Source organism: Rhizobium sp. 18065, from assembly GCF_902706095.1.
Classification (GTDB): domain Bacteria; phylum Pseudomonadota; class Alphaproteobacteria; order Rhizobiales; family Rhizobiaceae; genus Allorhizobium.
In genome coordinates, this window is record NZ_CACSJP010000003.1 from 481,659 (window position 1) to 500,374 (window position 18,716).

The 18,716-nt window shown below is 60.1% G+C and carries 20 protein-coding genes; 6 read left to right on the plus strand and 14 right to left on the minus strand.

What is annotated here, in order from left to right; genetic code table 11:
* The first annotated feature begins 12 nt into the window (after positions 1 to 12).
* Positions 13 to 1,086, plus strand: coding sequence for a sn-glycerol-3-phosphate ABC transporter ATP-binding protein UgpC (gene ugpC, locus GVK95_RS10715; RefSeq protein WP_159949300.1), 1,074 nt, complete (start codon positions 13 to 15; stop codon positions 1,084 to 1,086).
* A gap of 115 nt (positions 1,087 to 1,201) precedes the next feature.
* Positions 1,202 to 2,368, plus strand: coding sequence for a mandelate racemase/muconate lactonizing enzyme family protein (locus tag GVK95_RS10720; protein ID WP_200844267.1), 1,167 nt, complete (start codon positions 1,202 to 1,204; stop codon positions 2,366 to 2,368).
* Between the two features lie 8 nt (positions 2,369 to 2,376).
* Here the strand turns inward: GVK95_RS10720 and GVK95_RS10725 are convergent, their stop codons facing one another.
* The 12 genes from GVK95_RS10725 to GVK95_RS10780 all read right to left on the minus strand — a co-directional run bounded on the left by GVK95_RS10725 (position 2,377) and on the right by GVK95_RS10780 (position 12,484).
* A complete protein-coding gene (locus GVK95_RS10725) occupies positions 2,377 to 3,186 on the minus strand; it encodes a transglutaminase family protein (RefSeq protein ID WP_159949304.1) in 810 nt (269 codons plus the stop codon).
* Between the two features lie 99 nt (positions 3,187 to 3,285).
* Positions 3,286 to 4,170: a transglutaminase family protein gene (locus GVK95_RS10730; protein WP_159949306.1), complete on the minus strand. Its 885-nt coding sequence runs from the start codon at positions 4,168 to 4,170 to the stop codon at positions 3,286 to 3,288.
* Between the two features lie 291 nt (positions 4,171 to 4,461).
* Positions 4,462 to 5,067: a hypothetical protein gene (locus GVK95_RS10735; protein WP_159949308.1), complete on the minus strand. Its 606-nt coding sequence runs from the start codon at positions 5,065 to 5,067 to the stop codon at positions 4,462 to 4,464.
* Positions 5,068 to 5,101: 34 nt separating this feature from the next.
* Positions 5,102 to 5,425: a PepSY domain-containing protein gene (locus GVK95_RS10740; RefSeq protein WP_159949310.1), complete on the minus strand. Its 324-nt coding sequence runs from the start codon at positions 5,423 to 5,425 to the stop codon at positions 5,102 to 5,104.
* A 28-nt stretch (positions 5,426 to 5,453) separates the two neighbouring features.
* Positions 5,454 to 5,690: a hypothetical protein gene (locus tag GVK95_RS25135; RefSeq protein WP_210252958.1), complete on the minus strand. Its 237-nt coding sequence runs from the start codon at positions 5,688 to 5,690 to the stop codon at positions 5,454 to 5,456.
* Between the two features lie 369 nt (positions 5,691 to 6,059).
* Positions 6,060 to 6,455: a RidA family protein gene (locus tag GVK95_RS10750; protein ID WP_159949314.1), complete on the minus strand. Its 396-nt coding sequence runs from the start codon at positions 6,453 to 6,455 to the stop codon at positions 6,060 to 6,062.
* Positions 6,456 to 6,459: 4 nt separating this feature from the next.
* Positions 6,460 to 7,041, minus strand: coding sequence for an NAD(P)H-dependent oxidoreductase (locus GVK95_RS10755; protein WP_159949316.1), 582 nt, complete (start codon positions 7,039 to 7,041; stop codon positions 6,460 to 6,462).
* Positions 7,041 to 8,447, minus strand: a complete 1,407-nt coding sequence (locus GVK95_RS10760; RefSeq protein WP_159949318.1) for an FAD-binding oxidoreductase — start codon at positions 8,445 to 8,447, stop codon at positions 7,041 to 7,043. Before GVK95_RS10760 ends, GVK95_RS10755 begins: the two co-directional genes overlap by 1 nt.
* Before the next feature lies 1 nt (position 8,448).
* Complete coding sequence (locus tag GVK95_RS10765; protein WP_159949320.1) at positions 8,449 to 9,762, minus strand: cytosine deaminase; 1,314 nt, start codon at positions 9,760 to 9,762, stop codon at positions 8,449 to 8,451.
* A complete protein-coding gene (locus tag GVK95_RS10770) occupies positions 9,762 to 10,622 on the minus strand; it encodes an ABC transporter permease (RefSeq protein ID WP_159949533.1) in 861 nt (286 codons plus the stop codon). The genes GVK95_RS10765 and GVK95_RS10770 overlap by 1 nt, the downstream gene beginning before the upstream one ends.
* Before the next feature lie 5 nt (positions 10,623 to 10,627).
* Positions 10,628 to 11,452 (minus strand): ABC transporter ATP-binding protein, encoded by an 825-nt coding sequence (locus GVK95_RS10775; RefSeq protein WP_159949322.1) that lies wholly within the window; start codon positions 11,450 to 11,452, stop codon positions 10,628 to 10,630.
* A gap of 69 nt (positions 11,453 to 11,521) precedes the next feature.
* The gene (locus GVK95_RS10780) at positions 11,522 to 12,484 is read right to left on the minus strand and encodes an ABC transporter substrate-binding protein (protein ID WP_244618747.1); all 963 of its coding nucleotides are present in this window, start codon (positions 12,482 to 12,484) and stop codon (positions 11,522 to 11,524) included.
* A 237-nt stretch (positions 12,485 to 12,721) separates the two neighbouring features.
* Here GVK95_RS10780 and GVK95_RS10785 point away from each other — a divergent pair, with 237 nt between their 5' ends.
* Positions 12,722 to 13,660, plus strand: a complete 939-nt coding sequence (locus GVK95_RS10785) for a LysR family transcriptional regulator (protein WP_159949326.1) — start codon at positions 12,722 to 12,724, stop codon at positions 13,658 to 13,660.
* Positions 13,661 to 13,671: 11 nt separating this feature from the next.
* Here the strand turns inward: GVK95_RS10785 and GVK95_RS10790 are convergent, their stop codons facing one another.
* Both GVK95_RS10790 and GVK95_RS10795 read right to left on the minus strand, forming a co-directional pair.
* Entirely contained in the window at positions 13,672 to 14,469 is a 798-nt protein-coding gene (locus GVK95_RS10790; RefSeq protein WP_159949328.1) for a creatininase family protein, read from the minus strand.
* Positions 14,470 to 14,637: 168 nt separating this feature from the next.
* Entirely contained in the window at positions 14,638 to 15,582 is a 945-nt protein-coding gene (locus GVK95_RS10795; RefSeq protein ID WP_159949330.1) for an AraC family transcriptional regulator, read from the minus strand.
* A gap of 138 nt (positions 15,583 to 15,720) precedes the next feature.
* On the opposite strand from GVK95_RS10795, the gene GVK95_RS10800 reads away from it, so the two are divergent.
* The 3 genes from GVK95_RS10800 (at position 15,721) to GVK95_RS10810 (ending at position 18,716) form a co-directional block, all read left to right on the plus strand.
* Positions 15,721 to 16,971, plus strand: coding sequence for a sugar ABC transporter substrate-binding protein (locus GVK95_RS10800; RefSeq protein WP_159949332.1), 1,251 nt, complete (start codon positions 15,721 to 15,723; stop codon positions 16,969 to 16,971).
* A gap of 66 nt (positions 16,972 to 17,037) precedes the next feature.
* Complete coding sequence (locus GVK95_RS10805; protein WP_159949334.1) at positions 17,038 to 17,901, plus strand: sugar ABC transporter permease; 864 nt, start codon at positions 17,038 to 17,040, stop codon at positions 17,899 to 17,901.
* Positions 17,898 to 18,716, plus strand: coding sequence for a carbohydrate ABC transporter permease (locus GVK95_RS10810; protein ID WP_159949335.1), 819 nt, complete (start codon positions 17,898 to 17,900; stop codon positions 18,714 to 18,716). Before GVK95_RS10805 ends, GVK95_RS10810 begins: the two co-directional genes overlap by 4 nt.

The following is an 18,716-nucleotide window of genomic DNA, read 5'->3' on the forward strand; positions in this document are numbered from 1 at the left end:
ACGGAGAGCAAAATGGCATCTGTCGAACTGAGGGACATCCGCAAGGCCTACGGCATGCTGGAGGTGATCCACGGTGTTTCGCTCTCGATCGAGGACGGCGAATTCATTGCCCTGGTCGGGCCTTCCGGCTGCGGAAAATCCACGCTTTTGCGAATGATCGCCGGGTTGGAGGAGATCAGCGATGGAGAAGTGCTGATCGGAGACAAGGTGGTCAACGCATTGACGCCGCGCGAGCGCAACATCGCCATGGTCTTTCAGTCCTATGCACTCTACCCGCACATGACGGTGGCGCAGAACATGGGCTTCAACCTGAAGCTTTCCGGCGTCTCCAAGCCCGACATCGACAAAAAGGTCAACGAAGCCGCGCGGATGCTGGCACTTGGCGAGCTTCTCGATCGCAAGCCGAGTCAATTGTCTGGCGGTCAGCGCCAGCGCGTGGCTATGGGCCGTGCCATCGTGCGTGACCCCGCGGTGTTCCTCTTCGACGAGCCGCTTTCCAACCTGGATGCCAAGCTGCGTGTGCAGATGCGCACCGAGATCAAGACACTGCACCAGAAGGTCGGCACGACCTCGGTCTATGTCACGCATGACCAGATCGAGGCGATGACCCTTGCCGATCGCATCGTCGTTCTGAACGGCGGCCATATCGAACAGGTGGGCACGCCGCTCGAGCTTTATCGCACACCAAGCAATCTGTTCGTGGCCGGCTTCATCGGCTCGCCTGCGATGAATTTTCTCGATGCCGTTGTGGATGCGCAAGACGGTGGGCCGAGCGCGCGTCTGACCGACGGGACAAATATCCAGCTGTCTGCCGCGCGCAAGGTAAGGCGTGGACAGGCGGTCAAGCTGGGTATCCGGCCGGAACATCTGCAGGCGGGCCAGGCGGGTGACAGTGTTGTGCGCGGCGAGACGCTGGTCGTCGAGCCGACCGGCGCGCAGACCCATGTCGTCTTCAACCTGGCCGGCGAACCGGCGACGGCTGTCGTCGACGGCGCCTTCCCGGCACGATACGGCACACCTTTCGAAGCCGCCATCGCCGCCGAACAGGTTCACGTTTTCGATCAGCAAAGCGGTCTGTCACTTTGATCTGGCCCCGCACCCGCTGGGCCTGCCGCATCCGCTGGATGAGGTTGCGCTCAGCGGCGCGTGCATGTGCCCCGACGATCTTTTGGGTCTCGTTCGATAGACCGCGTCAAACTTTCTGGAATCCCATATGAAAATCACCGCCATCAAGCCTTACATCGCCAGGGTCGGCGTCAGGAACCAGCTGGTCGTCAAGGTCGAAACCGACAGCGGCATCTATGGTTGGGGCGAATCCGGCCTGTCCTATCGTGAAAAAGCGGTTGCTGGTGCAATCGACCATTATTCGCAGTTTCTGGTGGGCAAGGATCCGATGCGGTGCGGGGCTTTATGGCAGGAGATGTATAGGAGCCAGTATTTCGAAGGCGGCCGCGTTCTGACGGCAGCGATCGCGGCTCTGGACATCGCTTTCCACGACATCAAGGGCAAGGCACTCGGCGTGCCCGTCTATCAATTGCTGGGCGGAAAGCAGCGCGATCTGGTGCCGGCATTTGCGACGACATCCGCAGAGCCGGGCGAGGCGATGATCGAGCAGACTGTGCTGCTGAAGGAGGCCGGATGGAACTGTGTGCGTTTCATTGCCGCCGGCCAGGAAAACACCGAGCGCTTCGAGCCGAGGGAATCCATCGCCATGACTGCCGAATGGGTGACCCGCGCACGCGCGGAGGTCGGCCATGCGATGACGCTGGGCGTTGAATATCATCATCGCCTCAGCGTCGCGGAAGCGGCATCCTTTTGCCAGAAAATGCCGAGAGGCACGATCGATTTTATCGAGGAGGCAATCCGCGACGAGACGCCATCAGCCTACGAGGCCTTGCGCAGGTTGACCGATATACCGTTTGCGATCGGCGAGGAGTTTTCATCGAAATGGCAATTCATGCCCTATATCGAGCGCGACATCATGCAGTTCTGCCGGATCGATGTCTGCAATGTCGGTGGCTTTACCGAAGCGATGAAGGTCGCTGGCTGGTGTGAAGCCCATTACGTCGATCTGATGCCGCACAATCCGCTGGGACCGATCTGCACGGCAGCATCCGTGCATCTTGGCGCGGCCGTTGCCAATTTCGGCTGGCTGGAATGCCGCCAGAGCCCGGCCGAACAGCATTGGGGCTTCGACAACTCCACGCTGTTTCCGGGCCAGATCGAGATGCATGGCGCATTCTATGTCGTGCCCGAGGCGCCGGGGCTCGGAATAGATGTCAACGAGGCGGAATTGCAGAAAATGCCGTTCGAATATTCAGAACCGCCACATCTCAGCCGCACCGACGGATCGTTCACCAACTGGTAGAGCGTTCGCTAGTCGACGATCTCGTCCGTGATCACTTCGAAACGAACCAGTTCCGCCGGTCCGAAATTGGTGGTCAAAGCCACGTCAATCGCATCTCTTCCGGTTGCCATCAGGATACGGCCGATACGCGGCGTATTGTGTCGGGCATCGACCGTATGCCAGCAGCCGCCGAGATAGACCTGGAACCAGGCGCTGAAATCCATCGGGTTCGGGTCTTTCGGCACGCCGATATCGCCAAGATAGCCGGTGCAGTAGCGGGCGGGAATGTTCATGCAGCGGCAAAGGGTAATGGCGAGATGCGCAAAGTCGCGACAGACACCTGTTTGATCGACATAACCACCATAAGCTGAGCGGGTTGAATCCGCCTTGCTGTAGTCGAAGACGATACGGTTGTGCGTGAAATCGAGGATCGCCTTGACCCGCGGCCAGCCGGGAGGCGTTGTTCCGAACGTTTGCCAAGCCATATCCGCCAGGCGATCCGTGTCGCAGTAGCGGCTGCCGAGCAGATAGACCAGCACATCGTCCGGCAGATCCTTGATCGCATGCTGGACCGCCTGTTCCGGTATGACATCCGGCTGACCGTCGTCGTAGATGTCGAACCGAGTCGATATCGTCGTCAGGCCAGGTGGGGCGAGAATGCGCGAGCAGGCATTGCCGAACCCATCCAGGTAGCTCCATGCCTCGATTGGCCGGTCGAAGGTCAGAACCTGATCAGACAGGAGGTCTGCGCGCCGTGATGGATGAATGTTCAATGCGAGGAGCATTGGTGTTGGCTGCGTGCATTCATAGCCCAGATTGAAGCCAGCTCGTATTTTCATGAAACCCTCGGTTCGTGCCCTTGCGAGTCGGCGACTGGCGCAGCGTCAGGGATCAACGCCGTGCGGTGGTGAGTGTTCCGTCGCGCCACACCAAATCCGTTAATGGTCAGCGGGCCGGGTCGTGACATTGACCTGTACGGACATGCCGGCAAAATCGGTCGGTCCGCCATCAAAGCTTCCGTAGAGCGGCACCGCCTGACGCGGATCGCGGGCGACCCCGACACGGATGAGATCCCGGTTTCCGACGATGCCATTGGTCGGATCGAACTCGACCCATCCGGCACCTGGAATATAGACCTGGCACCAGGCATGGGTGGAACCGCCGCCGCGCGTGGTCGAGCCGTCGCGATCGGCAACATAGACATAACCGGTTACGAACCGGGCCGCGATGCCAAGCGATCGGCATGCCTCGACCATCAGCAGGGCGAAGTCGCGGCAGGTGCCTTTTCTCGAGCTGAGCGTCGTCTGCGGCGTTTGCGTGCCGGCTTCAGTGCGGCGGGCATAGCTGAAACTTTCCTGGATCGCACAGCACATGGTCATCAGCAACTGGCCCGTCGGTGTCGGCATTCCGAGCGCGACAAACTGGCTGGCCCACTTGGCGACTTCGTCGCTTTGGTCGGGATAGTGTCTTTGAATGACCCGTTCAAGGTCGGGCTCTTCCTCAGGATCATAGGAGAATGGATAGGTAGCTGCCGCCTCGTCGATTTCCAGATCGAGTGCGACCTGCGGCGTGTGGTCTATGGTGATCCAGGTCTCGAACCGCAGGCTTGTTGACGGCCGGGTGATATCGACGATCGCCACGCAATTGCCGAACACGTCCTGGATCCAGCGTATCTGTTGTGGGTCCGGGTCGCAGATCAGCGTCGCATCCAGAAGCCGCTGGTCATAGCTGTCGCGTGGCCGAAACATCAGCCGATGTTCGCCGAAATGCACAGGCCGGTTGTAACGATATTCGGTGACGTGCCTTACGGAAAAAATGGTCATTTTGAAATTTGCCTTGTGCTCCGATGAAGAGCCTCGAACGGGAAGGCGGCCCGAAATTGGAGCTCTCTGTGGTTGTCCCTTGATCATAACACCTGTCCGCAAGGCAGGCTTGCCTCAATTTCGAATTCTCCTTGTATGGATGTTGTTCGGGTCTGTATTGGGGAGCCGGCAATAGGCGAGTCGACAGAGCCAAACACGCGGAAACATCTGGCCAATGCTCGATGTGGCCCGGAGATGTAGAAAACCGGCCCGCCTTGTGGGCGAACCGGTCTTTCAATCAGCGTTTGGAAGTCAGAAGCCGGCGCGGCGATAGCGATCACGCTCCTGCTGCACTTCAGCCTGTTCATAGGGAGCTGCAGTGTCATCAAATGTCGTCCAACCCTGCTCGGCATAGGCGCGGCGGCGCTCGACCGGATCAACCCAGCTGGACCGCTTCAGGATAGCGTTGGCCCGTTCGACATGCATGTCGTCCACCTTGGCAGTCACCAGCGTACCACCGCGGCGCACACCTTCGGCATAGAGATGTGCATGGTCTTCCGGAACGCCCGAATCTGTCAGGGCTCCGATCAGGCCACCCGCAGCGCCACCGGCAACTGCGCCTGCAAGCGCACCGGCAGCCGTTGCCGCGAGCCAACCTGCTGCAACCACCGGGCCGACGCCCGGGATCGCCATCAGACCAAGACCGGTGAGTAGACCACCCGCACCGCCGACGACGGCGCCGATACCAGCGCCCGCACCAGCCTTCTCGCCAACGTCAGACGCGTCTTCAGCCGGTCGGCCTGCAGAATTGTTGGAGACGATGCTGATATCCTTCGACGGAATGCCTTCCGCCTCAAGTGCGGTCACAGCGGCGCGGCCGTCGGCATAATCATCAAAAAGTCCAGTAATGGTTTTCATCTTCGGGTTTCCTCGTTGTCTTTATTATGAGTGTTTATTCAGCGACAATATTGCCCTGATAATCCAGGCTGGCCTTCACAGGCTTCCCGTCCTTGTCGGCCATAGCCTGCCACACGCCCTGTTCGGACAGCTTCAGTTCGGTGACGTTCGTGTAACCGGCCTCTTCAAGGCGCTGCTTGGCTTGCGCTTCGGTAAAGCTGTTTTCACCCGCAACCGGCGCGGTCGGGTTTGTCTGGTCAGGCGTTGCAATCGCTGGCGTCTCGCCATCGCTTGAAGGCGTTGTTGTGGTGCTGGTCTGAGCCAGGGCGGAGAAGGCAGAGGCGCCAAGAATTGCCGCCACGAAAACAATCTTTTTCATGTGATTTCCTCATCTTACCGGGCCGTGTTTACAGCAGCCGTGACAACAAAACGCCGCGGATCTGATTAGGTTCCTTGCCCTTGGCGCCGGAAAGTGGAGTTTGAAAACGGCAGTTTTCATCCGCTGCCAGCGGGTTGACGACGCCCAAATGCGCCTTATGCGCGTGCGAAAGCCATGTTTTCCCGCTGCGCTTTTTGAGGCCGACGGAACTCTGCTTCGAGGCGATCGGCGCAAACGAAGATGCCGGACTTGGCACTGATTTCATCACCCGCGCCGTCATCGCTCTTGGGACCGCGAACCGTCGGTTCGCACCTTGACCCAAGCCAAAAACCGTTCGGGCAGTCCTTTGGTTTGTCTTGACGTGCGGTTTCTCGCCGCGAAACAGCGCGTGCTGATTGTGCCGATCTGGCCTCATTATCGCTTCCGACCGTGGAGCCCACGGTCGGAAGCAAGGCCTCAACCTCAGAGGCGTGGTGCTTGTGTATGATCGTCGGCTTCAGCTGGCCGATGGCAGGTGTGCAAGCCCAGGATTGGCATCCAAAAGCATGCAGCAAGATCCAAGTCTGTTGCCCTTTGAATCACCCCAGACCGATGAGCGGTACCCGAAGCCACGGCCGGTTTCGCAACGTCGAATTCACGCCACCCTGGCTGCAGTTACTTCAACCTCGACCAGAAATTCCGGCCGTGTGAAGCCGGAGACGATGATCAGCGTCGAAACCGGCTTCGGCTCCAGCGTGTAGCGGTCGCGAACCGCCATATAGGCCGGGAAGTCGTCCCGTTTGGTGACGAAGCCGCTGATGCGGATGACGTCGGCAAAGCTCATGCCTGCTTCGGAGAGAATGGCACTGACCGCTTCGAAGCAGAGTTCCGCCTGCGCCGTGACGCTTTCAGGAATGGTGTCGTCGAGGGCTATGCCCAATTGACCGGAGGTGACGAGCAGGCTTGCGCCCGGCGGAACCAGAAGACCGTGATTGTAGTTGCCGAAAGGACGACGGACAGAGGGCGGATTGAAGACGGTCTTTTCCGACATTGCGTCAAAACCTTTCCATCTTCGCCTTCACCTTCGCCATGAAGCGTGCCCGCGTGTCTTCGGTGCAGTTGTTCATGTCGTAGTGCGCAAGGAAGGTGACCGGTGACCACGGATTGATCTGCGCACGCAGCACGCGCTTGACGATCTTCTTGGGCGGGTTGCCGACGACAAATGCCCGGAACGGCGTCGCGCCATAGGTCATGACAGCGCCGAGCTTGCGGATGTGGCGCAACCGCGACTGGACCTTGCCGTCCACCAGTTCGAAGGAAATGCCAGGCAGCCAGACGCGATCGAAATAGCCCTTGAGGATTGCCGGAAAGCCGAAATTCCACACTGGTGTAACGATAACCAATCCTTCCGCCGCCAGCAGCCGGTCGCAATGCTCCTTCACCAGCGCCGTGTTGTCGGGATAGTCGTGATAGATCATCCGGTCGTGGCGCGACAGGACAGGATCGAACCCTTCGGCATAGAGATTGCAGTCATCGACCTCGTGACCCGCCGTCTGCAGGCTTTCCCGCGTGAGGCGGTGGAGGGCGCCGCCGAAACTTTCTTCGACAGGGTGAGAATGGAGCAGCAGAACGCGCATCAGACCCCCAGTGCCGCAAGGCCGGGGAAGAGATAGTTCTTGCCGGCGTTGAAATCGAAATCCGGATTGTCCCAGGCGATCATCTTGCCCGGGTTGAGCAGGCCCTTGGGGTCGGTCTGCTGCTTGAAGGCGAGCTGGGTCGTGTCCGTCTGCTTCATGCCGCCTTCCTCCAGCGTATAGCGATGCGGATTGAAGATTGGGCAGCCATTGTCCTCATGAATGCGGATGATCTCCTCCAGCCGCGCTTCGGTGGTGTAGCGCAGCAGCGGCAGGCCGGCACACTGGATCGCCGCATCGAACTTGATGAACTCGAGATGGCCCGGAACTTCGTCGCCGAAGATTTCCACCAGTTTCCCGACCTTGGCAACGTGATCGGGGCCGGGGTATTGGACCTGCAGATAGGTGAAGCTCGGATCGACCTTGAGCGCCCTGAGCGTCGTGTGGTTCCATGCGAGCTCATAGGCATGCGGAATGCCCTTCATGCTTTCGACCTTGTCGGAGCGAAACAGGATTTCGCCCTTCTGCTGGGCGACGAAGGCAGCAAACGGGTCCATCGCATGCGGCGCGATCATGATCACCACCACCGACTGGCCGCGATCACGAAGATAGGGCTTGTGACGGGTGAAATAGTCGTAAGGGATCGGGGCTGCGATCGGCGCCACTTCCTTCAGTAGCAGGCCGTTCATATGGCTGAGCGCATCGGAGAATCGCACGGCATCCATGAAGTCGTCATAGCCGACCAGCACGTCCACCCAGTCATAGGCGGGAGCGAGCGGCATTTCGACCTCGGTGATGATGCCGTTGGTGCCATAGGCGTGGCTGACCTTCTGCAGGTCCCAGCCGGTCAGGTCCAGCACCTGGGGTTCGGCTTCCATGGTGACGACGCGCAGGCGCAGAATATTGCCGAGATCACGAAGACCGCCCCAGGTGATGGAGCCGACGCCGCCCGATCCGCCGGCGATAAAACCGCCGATGGTTGCTGTCTGGGCTGTCGAGGGATGGAAACGCAGTTCCTGGCCGGAATGGGCCTTCGTCGCCTTGTCGAGCTGGGCGATGACGACGCCCGGCTCGCAGACGACCTTTCCGGGCTGGATGGATTTGATTTTGTCCATGCCGGCAAGATTGAGGATGATGCCGCCGGAGAGCGGCATGGCCTGGCCGTAATTGCCGGTGCCGGCACCACGCGGGGTTACAGGGGCTCCGTGTGCATAGGCGACCTTGAGGGTGCGGATGACCTCCTCTTCGGATGTCGGCGAAACGACGAGGTCGCCGGTAACGTTCTCGAGCTGCGCCTTCAGGATCGGCGAATACCAGAAGAAGTCGCGGCTCTTCTGGCGCACCAGCGCCGGATTGTCCTCGACGGCGATGCCTTCGAGTTCCTTCTTGATGGCGGCGTAGTCGGGCATGTCATGCTCCAAGGATCGGGTCGAGTTCGCGATAGTCCGGCAGGCTGCGGTCGATGCCCATGCCATTCCGCATGACGATGCGGTCGGCCTGCGGACGGGAGAGAAATTCGCTCCAGCGACGGGCGCTGAAAAGGACGAGGTCGGCAGGGCCACCGACGGCGATACGGCCAAGGTCCGGGCGGCCGAGAATATCGGCAGGCGAGGTGGTGACGACACGGGCAGCATCCGTCAGCGGATGATCGAGATGCAGGATGCGTACTGCCTCGCGAAACACTTCGACCGGGTCCATGTCGCCATAGGCATAGAAGGGGTCTCGGGTGTTGTCCGACGACACGGCCGTTGCCACGCCGGCGGCGGCCAGTTCGTGAAACAGCGTCACCCCGCGCCAGCGCGGCGTGCGGCCCGGATGCCGGTCCTGCAGATACATGTTGCACATCGGCAGTGAGACGACGGAGATACCGGCCCGCGCAACGAGGTCGATGGTTGCCTTTGCGACGTCCTCGTCCTGTCGTGCAAGCGAGCAGCAGTGGCCAACGGTGACGGCACCCTTGAACCCGTTGCGCAGCTTGGCCTCGGCGATGGTCTTCAGCGTCAGCACCTGACGGTCCTCGGTCTCATCGACATGCAGATCGATGTCGAAGCCATTGTCGGTGGCGGTGCGGAACAGGAGGTCGAGGCGCTCCTCCAGATCCGGCATCAGGTAGGTGACGCCGCCGAGAATGCCTTTGTGCTCCCGGATGACCGAGACGAGATCATCGAAAAACGGCGCCTCGAAAATCTTGTCGATCGGGAACAGTGCAACCGCCTGCAGCGCGATCCGATCTTTCCATACCTCCCGGAGCTCTGAGAAGACCTCGAAGGAAATGCGGTGCTGGGGTGCGATGGAATCGAGATGGGTGCGGATCAGATGGGTGCCGTGGGCATAGGCTGCGCGCAGCGAGAACTCCATCCGTGTCCTGACATCGTCTGCCGTCCAGTTGGCTTCGCGATCGATGCCGACATTGTCGAGCGCACCCAAGAAGGTGCCGTCCGGGTTTGGGCGTCGCGGCCAGATATGGCCCTTGTCGAGATGGGTGTGCATGTCGGCAAAACAGGGCCAGACCATGCCCTGGCGCAGATCAGCCATCGGTAGTTCCGACGGCGCAGTGCCAGCGGGCAAAACGGCATCGATCCTTCCATTGGAAATCACGATATCGACCGATGCCAGGCCTTCGACTGCGGGGCCGGTGGGTGCCGTCACGGTGATTGCTGGAACCGTGGCATTGCTCAGCACGAAATGCGGGCTATCCGGCAGGGAAACGAATGGGCTCGACATCAGTTTTCCCTTTTCAGGCTGCTTTCGTGCCAGCGATGCAGGCTCAGCCAAGAGATGAAGGAGGTAAGCGCAAAGATCGTCACGCCGAGCAGCGACAAGAGGATAAGGGCTGCAAACAGCCGCGGTATATTCATTCGGTACTGGGCCTCGAGCAGGCGGAAGGCAAGGCCCGAACCAGCGCCAGCGGAGCCTGCCGCAAATTCCGCAACGACGGCTGCGATCAGTGCCAGTCCGCCGCCGATGCGAAGGCCGGTCATGAAATAGGGCAGGGATGCGGGAAGCTTGAGATAGAGCAGCGTCTGCCACCGCGAGGCGCCGTAGAGATCGAACAGGTTGAGCAGGTTATGGTCGACGCTTTTCAGTCCCTGGACCATGTTCGACAGGATCGGGAAGAAGGCGACAAGGAAGGCGCAGATCAAAAGCGCCACCTGGGTCGAGGGCGCATAGATCAGGATCAGCGGTGAGATCGCGACGATCGGGGTGACCTGCAGGATGACGGCGATGGGGTAGAAGGCAATCTCGACCCAGCGTGACTGCACCAGAAAAATCGCGAAGCCGACGCCGCCGATGAGTGCAAGCAACAGCGACAATAGCGTGATCTTGGTGGTCACCCAGAGCGCCGGCGACAGCGTATGCCAATCGGTGACCAGCGCCGTCGCAACAGCAAACGGGCTTGGCAGGATGTAGGGCGGAACGCCGGAAACCGTGACGGCGATATGCCAAATCAGCACCATGGTCGCGAGCACGACAAACGGAACGAGAATGCGCAGCACGAGGTCGCGGTTCCTGTTGCGGACCGAGGAGGAGACAATCGTGGAGCTATCCGGCGCCTTGTCTTGCGTGCGCGTCAGTTCTTGCATGCGCATCAGTGCTCTCCCGATCCGATGGCTTCGAGCAGCATGGTCGAGACCTTCTCGCAGGCCTGCCGATAGTCCTCCGAGGTTCGGTAGTGGGCGTCGCGCTCCAGGCTGGTATGCAGTGGAAAGTCGGCATGAACACGGCCCGGCCTTGCCTTCATCACCACGATGCGATTGGAGAGATAGGCGGATTCGAACACCGAATGGGTGACGAAGATCACGGTGATGCCGGTTTGCTTCCACAGGCGCAGTACGTCGTCGTTGAGCTTCTGACGGGTGATCTCGTCAAGCGCGGCGAAAGGCTCATCCATCAACAACAGCTTCGGCTTTGTCACCAGCGCACGGGCGATCGAGACACGCATCTTCATACCGCCGGAGAGCTCGCGCGGATAGGCATCGGCGAAATCCGCAAGACCGACGGTTGCCAGCGCTTCGATGATCTGCGGGCGGGCAGCGGCTTTCGAGATGCCACGCAGCTTCAGCGGCAGATGCACATTGCCGAAGACCGTCTGCCAGGGCATCAAAGTCGGCTCCTGAAAGACGAAACTGATGTCGCCTTCCGGCAAGCCGCGGGAATTGATCCGCGAACTCGGCCAGTCGATCATGCCCGACGTGGCGTCGCCGAGGCCGGCGATGATGCGCAGTGCCGTCGATTTGCCGCAACCCGACGGCCCCAGCAGGCTGACGAACTCTCCGCTTTCCACGACCAGCGACATGTCCGAAAGCGCCTGCGTGCCGCTTGAAAAGCGCTTCGAGACCCTGTCCATCGCAACAAGCGGCCGTTTCCGCGTCTCGGTAGACCGTGTCGGCGCTTGCGCTTCTTCTAAAATCATTTCGGTCCCGGATGATTGACAGTTTCTGTGCCCCGCCGCCGGTCCGGCGGCGGGAAGATTTATGTGCGGTTACTTCTTCAGCGCCATGCCGACGCCCTTGCAGGTGAACTGCGCGGCAAAAGCCTTCTTGTAGTCGGTCTCGGTCTTGAAGAGTTTCATGGCTACGCCGTCCTCGAAGAATTTCTTGTAATGCTCTTCCGTGATGCAGCCGATGCCTTTTTCGAGTGCGGCGCCGGATTCCAGAATTCCATATTCCTTCATCTTGGTGATCGAGTAAGCGATCTGCCCATCGGTCATTTCCGGATTGTCGGTCTTGATCAGAGCATTGGCCTTGGCATTGTCGCCGTAGAGATAGTTGTACCAGCCCTCGATCGAGGCATCGACGAAACGCTGCACGAGGTCCGGCTTGGTTTCAACGAGGGACGCCTGCGTGGTAATCATCGTCGAATAGGGTGAATAGCCACTGTCGGCCAAGAGGAAGACTTTCGGCGTCCAGCCCGCCTGCTTTTCGATCTCGTAGGGCTCAGACGTCAGGTAACCCTGCTGGGCGGATTGCTTGTCAGTCAGGAAAGGGGCCGGGCTGAAGTTATAGGGCTTGTACTGTTCGTCCTTGAACCCCGGAAAATTTGCCTTCATCCACTCGAAATAGGTGAGGTAGCCGTCCTTTCCCATGAAGATCGTCGGCAGCTTGGCCAGATCCTCGAATTTTTCGATGCCTTGATCCGGGTGGGCGATCAGAACCTGCGGATCCTTCTGGAAGATGGCGGCGACATCGACGATCGGGATGCCCTGCTCGACTGCGGAGATTTCGCTCTGCGGGCTGCCCATGTAGAAATCGATCTTGCCGGAAATCAGCAATGCGCTGTTGGCAGCGTTCGGTCCACCCTGCACGATCGTGACGTCGAGGCCGTATTTTTCATAGGTGCCGTCGGCCACCGCCTGGTAAAAACCGCCATGCTCGGCCTGCGCCAGCCAGTTGGTCCCATAGCTCACCTTGTCCGCCGCAGCGGCGTGGGTGAAGGAAGCCGCCATGGCTCCGAGGCCGACGATGACGGGAAGTGCGTTCGATTTCAGTAGAGTGCGCATTCTGCGTCGTTCCCCTTTGATGCAACAGACCGTCGTCATTGACCGCCTGTTTTCTCCATTTGAGCGGTTGCGTTGCTCTTTGAAAAGCATCAAAATTCGTCCGCATTGATGCCTTTTAGGCATCTATGTATGGATGGTGTCGAAGGCGCTCGATCGCTCCGTGAACGGTGAAAGACCAGACGAATGCTGCATTCCCGAAAGTTGCAATATATCAATGAAATTGCCCGCTGCGGTTCCATTCGCAAGGCCGCCGCCCGGCTCAATGTCGCGTCCTCGGCGATCAACCGGCAGATTCTTGCGCTGGAGGCGGAAATAGGCGTTCCGATTTTCGAGCGTCTGCCGCGCGGCCTGCGGCTGACGGCGGCCGGCGAATTGTGTATCGAGCATATCCGTGACGTGCTGAAAAACTACGAGCGATTGGAATCGCGCATTCGCGGATTGAAAATGCCGCAGGCCGGCAAGGTTTCGATCGTGACCACCGTGGGTCTTGCTGCCGGTCCGCTGCCGGACATCATCGCCCGATTTGTCGCGCAGCATCCACGGGTGCGGGTCCAGTTGCGCAACGATGGCGGTTCGACGACGCTCAACCCCGTGATCACCGGCGAAGTCGATATCGGTCTTGGATTCAATATCCAGGCGACGCCGGGCATCCGCACGCTGGCCAATTTCGATGTGCCGATCGGTGTCGTTCTGCCGCCCGGACACAGGCTGGCTGGCACCGGCCCGATCAGCCTTGCCGATGTCGTTCAGGAACGGCTGGTTCTGGCGCAGACCGGCACCAGCCTGCGCGATGTCATCAATCTGGCGCTGGCACCCCTGCCGGTCTCGGTGGAGCCTGTGGTGGAAACCAATGCCTCGGAGATGCTGAAACAACTGGTGAAAGCCGGCACCGGCCTGACGCTGCTCAATCCACTGGATGTGATTGTCGAATGCCGGCGCGGCGAACTGGTGTTTCGCCCGATCGCCGAGACCCATTCGCGCCAGCCGATGAAGCTGTTTGCGCGGGCGCGGGCGCCGCTGGATGCCGCCACCAGCCTGTTCGTCGAATATCTGATGACCGAATTGCTGGCGCTGATGCAGGAATTGCAGGCGAACGGCTCCATTCTGGCCGCGGACAAATGAGGCCGGATGTTTTACTTCGAATAGAGATTGGAAAGAGGGTAATTCGTCAGGTCGTCCAGAAGGTCGATGAAGCCCTTGGCCTGATGTCGGGCGATCAATGCACCTTTTTCCGCTGTGCCGAGCGAGGCGTCGCCAACGACGCCGTTCGGGTTGAGATCATGCGCGATCCAGGCGAGTGAATGCGGTGGCAGTGGCTGCAGATAACGCGTGTTGTCCTTCATCCATTCGGCTTTGGAGGCGAAATTCTCGGCTCTGTCCATGCGCACCAGATCCGGACGAAAATGCAGCATCATCGAGGTTTCCATGTCGCCGCCATGGATGCCGAACTTCTGCTCATGTTCGCTGATCAGGCCTGCCGGGCTACCGAACCGCGACCACTGGGTGGCGACCACCGCCATCGAAAAACGCACGCGGAGTTCGCGCGCGACGATGTTCATGACATCGAGATTGCCGCCATGCGAATTGACGATCACCATCTTGCGCACGCCAGCCTCCGCCACCTTGCCGCCGATGGCGGTCCAGGCGGGAATGAGGATCTCGGCTCCGAGCGAAAGCGTGCCGGGGCCGTGGATATGTTCGTTGGCCTTGCCGATCTCCTGCGTCGGCAGAACGAGGATATCCAGTGTCTGCGGCAGTTGGGCGCGCACCTCGGTCAGCATGCCATTGGCGATGGTAACGTCGGTGGAGATCGGCAGATGCGGACCGTGCTGTTCGGTGGAGGCGATTGGCAGGATGGCGATGGTCCGGTCAACCGAAAGATGGGCAAAATCGCCCGTATTCAGTTCGTTCCAGAAAAATGGTTTTCCCATGCCCGCGTCCGCCCTTGCCTCATGATCCATCCGAGGAATACGGGAAGATGGTAGGCAAGGAAAAGCATCAATTTGCGCCCAGCATGATGCTTTTTTGCGCGCGCAGACCTGATTGCGGACACGGATTGTTGCTCGGATAACTTCTCTGGGCGCGCGCACAAGCGCGCACTATAATCGTATACCGTGCAGTGATGGCGGTGCGATCACCGATTTTGCCCGGATGCGGGCTGCCTTTCGATAGGCGCGGGGCGTCAGGCCCGTTTCCATCCGAAAATACCGGTTGAAGTTCGAGAGATTGTTGAAACCGGCCTCGAAGCAGATGTCGGTGATCGGCATCTCGCTTTCCGACAGGAGGGTCCGAGCCCGCCAGACGCGCAGCGACCGGCTGTAGTCGGAGAAATTCATGCCGGTCAGCCTGCGGAACGCCCGTGAGAAAGCGGATGGCTCAAGATCGACCTCTGTGGCCACTTCATGCATCTGCGCGCCCGGGTTCGACTGCATGATCTGGATCGCCCGGTCGATCCTGCGATGCCGCCTGTCCGACAACTGGTTGTAGACGGAGATGAAGTGCTCGCTGGCCAGCAGACGTTTCTGTGGGGCGGCCTCGATGGCGTTGAGGATCTCGATGAACAGGCCCAGACCGCTGCCGTTTCCGGCAGTTTGAAGTTCGAGCAGCCTGGCGCCGATTTCATGCGCTTCCGGGCCGAGGATCTCGACGCCACGCTCCGCCATCGGTTTCATCCGGTGCAGCACCTCGAATTCCGGACAGATGGCCCGGACACTCATCAGCGCTTCCGCATCGAACTGCAGGACCATGTCGCGTCCGGGCAGGTCGGGTGCGCCGGGGGTGATCCAGTTATGCGGCAGATTGGTGCCCGCCAGCACCAGATGGCCGGGTTTGAATGGGCCGATATAATCTCCGACATAGGCAAAGCCGTTGGCATCGGGAATGAAATGGATCTCCCATTCGGGATGATAGTTCCAGATGCATATCGGATTTGGGTAATCGTCCCGGCGGATCAGATAGGACGTGCCGCCCGGCAGCACGATCTGCTCTCGCGTCGCCGTGAAAGTGTCCGAAACCGAGAGCGGGAAATCTGATGCAATTGGCATGGATGGACTCGTGTTGCAGTGCAAAAATGTCAATATAGTATCAATTATCCAGCGAAGGTAAACTAGTTCAGGCCCCTCTGTTGCGCAAAATAGCCCCCGTAGATGGCGAGGGAGTTTTGCCATCCGAGGGAGGAAATCATGAAATTCAACAGCCTCCGCGCCGGCTGCGCGGTGATCGCCATTCTTGCGGCTTCGAACGCATTTGCCGCTGCCCAGTGCAGCGAAGACGTGCGCATCCTGGCACAGCCGCGTGACGGACTGACACTTCTCGAGGACTATGTCGACGAGTTCGAGAAGCTCTCCGGCGCCGGTTTCGAGATCAGCTATCTCAACGAAAACGACCGCCGTGCCAAGTCGCAGGCCGACGCGTCTACCGTCGGAAGCTTCGACGTCTATTATGTCGACGAGGCCAATCTTGCCCTGTTCGCCTCTTCGGGCTGGATCGTTCCGCTCGAAGGTTTCTACCCGGCCGAGTATGACTACAAGGATTTCGACGCCGGCATGCGGGCGGCCGCCACCTATGATGGCAAGCAGTGGTTCGCTCCGGTGCAGGGCGGTGGCGACCTGATGGTCTATCGTACGGACCTGCTGGAAAAAGCGGGCATCGCACCGCCAAAGACCTGGGACGAATATTTCGCCGCCGTCCAGAAACTGCATGATCCGGACAACGGTGTCTACGGCACGGCCCTGCGCGGCCAGCGTGGTTCTGGCGCGAATGTCTGGCGCTGGATGCCATTCTTCAAGGCCAATGGCGGCGAGTGGTACAAGGACGGCAAGCCGGCCTTCAATTCCGAAGCCGCAGTGAAGGCGACCCAGACCTATCTCGACCTGTTCAAGTATTCGGCTCCGGGCACGCAGACCGGTTCCTGGGACGAGTCGACCGGTGCTTTCCGGGCAGGAAAGGTCGCGATCATCATTGAATCCGCGCCGCTCGGCGGCATGTCCGTCGACAAGGCGCAGAGCCAGGTGGCCGACAAGGTGGCCTTCTCCGTGCCCCCGTCGCCGCTGCCGGGTGGCGGCTACGCCCATGGCTTTGCCATCGCGTCGAAGGCCAATGCGACCGAGGAGGAGAAGGCCTGCGCCGGCCTGTTCGTCGCCTGGGCAACCTCCAAGGAGCAGGAAGCGCGTCGCCTCGCCGCCGGCCAGCCGGGCGAGTTGACCCGCACCAGCACCTATCAGAGCCCGGAATATGCCGCGACATTTGGCCAGAACCTCGCCGATGCAATGGCCGCCACCGGCGCGAAGACGGAAGTCACCTTCTGGCAGGATCCGCGCTGGCAGGAGCTGGGCAACCAGTGGGGCATCATGCTCGAAGAGCTGATCACCGGCAGCCGCACCGACATCAAGGCGACGCTTGCCGAACTCGAGACCTTCGCCGCCAAACTCTGACGTCTCCCAAGCCGTCAACTGGGCGCGTCGCACGGCGCGCCCTTTTTTCCCATCCGAGGATTTGCCATGCGCCGCGGCCGTTCGCTGCCTTACGTCTTTCTTGGCCCCACTTTGGGCATCCTGATCGTCCTCGCTCTCGTGCCGACGATCTATGCGATCAATATTTCCCTACAGAACCGCACGCTCGCACAGCCGCAGGCGGACTATGTCTGGTTCGCCAATTATCTGGCGCTGCTCTCCGATGCCCGTTTTCTGAATGCGCTCTGGGTGTCGTTCAAGTGGGAGATCCTCAGCGTTTCCGCAACCATGGTCACGGGGCTTGCGTTGGGCATCGCGATGTTCGAGGCCGCCAGCCTGCGCATGCGCAACATTCTCTGCGTGCTGTTCATCATCCCGGTCCTGCTGCCGCGTGTCTGTGCCGCATTTGTGTGGAAGTTCGCCTTTCACCCGCTCTATGGCGCGCTGACCTGGCCGGTCCGGGAACTGACCGGCATCACGCCCGACATCCTGTCGACACCGCTCGGTGCGCTGCTCGCGGTCGCCTTTGTCGATGTCTGGCAATGGGGCCTGTTCTTCGCCGTGATCATCCTGAAACTGCTGGAATCACTGCCACCGCAACCGCTTGAGGCGGCCCGGATCGACCGTGCGAGCCGTTTCGAGATCCACCGCTTCATCACGCTGCCGATGCTGAAGGCGCCGTTGATCAGCCTGCTGCTGGTCAAGGCGATCGAAAGCCTGCGCTCCTTCGATCTTGTCTATGTCATGACGCGGGGCGGTCCTGGCATCTCGACCGAGACACTCGATATGTATGCCTATTCGCAAGGCTTCATCGAATCCGGCAAGATTTCCTATGCCTCGTCGATGGCGGTCATCATGATGGTGCTGACCATCGTCACCTTCACCTTCACCTGGAAGAGGCTGAACCGATGAAGCTCTCGACCCTGCTGCTCAAGCTGCTTCTGCTCTTTGCGGCAGCGCTTGTGGTCCTGCCGCTGCTCTGGACCCTGCTCAACGCCTTCAAGACCAATGCCGACCTGCTGGTTTCGACGCCGAAACTGGTCTTCCAGCCGGTATGGGACAATATGAGCTATGTGCTCAATCGCCGATCCGTGGCCCGCGCACTGACCAATTCGCTGATCATCTGCTCGAGCGCCGTCGTGCTCGGCGCCCTGCTCGGTGTGCCGGCGGCTTACGTCATCGCACGCTTCAAGAACCGTCTGACGGCCGAGGCGCAGTTTTTTGTCCTGTCGCTGCGCTTCCTGCCGCCGGTGGCGATCGCCATTCCGATGCTGGTCATCTGGCTCGGCCTCGATCTCTACGACACGCGGTTCTCACTGATCGTCACCTATCTGATCGTGACGGCCTCGATCACTATCTGGTTGTCTGTGCCGGCCTTCGAGCGCGTCAGCCTGCATGTCGAGGAGGCGGCCCGCGTCGACGGACTTGGGCCTTACGCTACCTTCTTCCGCATCGCGCTGCCGATCGCAAGGTTCCAGGTCTTCGGCGCCATCGCCTTCTCCTTCGTGCTGGTGTGGAACGAGTTCCTGCTCGCCATGATGCTCACCACGTCCCAGGCGAAGACGCTGCCGATCATCGCGTCGGAAATGTCTCAGCTCGGCATGAACGTGCCCTGGGGAATCCTCAACGCCGCCGTCGTCCTGTTGTCGCTGCCGCCGCTGATCCTGCTCGGGGTGATGGCCGGCGGTCTCAATGCCGCATTTTCCAAGAAAACTGATCAAGGTTGA

Coding starts and splice junctions, on each gene's coding strand:
- ugpC (WP_159949300.1), top strand. CDS start 13: ATGGCATCTGTCGAACTGAGGGACATCCGCAAGGCCTACGGCATGCTG.
- GVK95_RS10725 (WP_159949304.1), bottom strand. CDS start 3,186: ATGAAAATACGAGCTGGCTTCAATCTGGGCTATGAATGCACGCAGCCA.
- GVK95_RS10730 (WP_159949306.1), bottom strand. CDS start 4,170: ATGACCATTTTTTCCGTAAGGCACGTCACCGAATATCGTTACAACCGG.
- GVK95_RS10735 (WP_159949308.1), bottom strand. CDS start 5,067: ATGAAAACCATTACTGGACTTTTTGATGATTATGCCGACGGCCGCGCC.
- GVK95_RS10740 (WP_159949310.1), bottom strand. CDS start 5,425: ATGAAAAAGATTGTTTTCGTGGCGGCAATTCTTGGCGCCTCTGCCTTC.
- GVK95_RS25135 (WP_210252958.1), bottom strand. CDS start 5,690: ATGAAATCAGTGCCAAGTCCGGCATCTTCGTTTGCGCCGATCGCCTCG.
- GVK95_RS10750 (WP_159949314.1), bottom strand. CDS start 6,455: ATGTCGGAAAAGACCGTCTTCAATCCGCCCTCTGTCCGTCGTCCTTTC.
- GVK95_RS10755 (WP_159949316.1), bottom strand. CDS start 7,041: ATGCGCGTTCTGCTGCTCCATTCTCACCCTGTCGAAGAAAGTTTCGGC.
- GVK95_RS10760 (WP_159949318.1), bottom strand. CDS start 8,447: ATGCCCGACTACGCCGCCATCAAGAAGGAACTCGAAGGCATCGCCGTC.
- GVK95_RS10765 (WP_159949320.1), bottom strand. CDS start 9,762: ATGTCGAGCCCATTCGTTTCCCTGCCGGATAGCCCGCATTTCGTGCTG.
- GVK95_RS10770 (WP_159949533.1), bottom strand. CDS start 10,622: ATGCAAGAACTGACGCGCACGCAAGACAAGGCGCCGGATAGCTCCACG.
- GVK95_RS10775 (WP_159949322.1), bottom strand. CDS start 11,452: ATGATTTTAGAAGAAGCGCAAGCGCCGACACGGTCTACCGAGACGCGG.
- GVK95_RS10780 (WP_244618747.1), bottom strand. CDS start 12,484: ATGGCGGCTTCCTTCACCCACGCCGCTGCGGCGGACAAGGTGAGCTAT.
- GVK95_RS10785 (WP_159949326.1), top strand. CDS start 12,722: ATGCTGCATTCCCGAAAGTTGCAATATATCAATGAAATTGCCCGCTGC.
- GVK95_RS10790 (WP_159949328.1), bottom strand. CDS start 14,469: ATGGGAAAACCATTTTTCTGGAACGAACTGAATACGGGCGATTTTGCC.
- GVK95_RS10795 (WP_159949330.1), bottom strand. CDS start 15,582: ATGCCAATTGCATCAGATTTCCCGCTCTCGGTTTCGGACACTTTCACG.
- GVK95_RS10800 (WP_159949332.1), top strand. CDS start 15,721: ATGAAATTCAACAGCCTCCGCGCCGGCTGCGCGGTGATCGCCATTCTT.
- GVK95_RS10805 (WP_159949334.1), top strand. CDS start 17,038: ATGCGCCGCGGCCGTTCGCTGCCTTACGTCTTTCTTGGCCCCACTTTG.
- GVK95_RS10810 (WP_159949335.1), top strand. CDS start 17,898: ATGAAGCTCTCGACCCTGCTGCTCAAGCTGCTTCTGCTCTTTGCGGCA.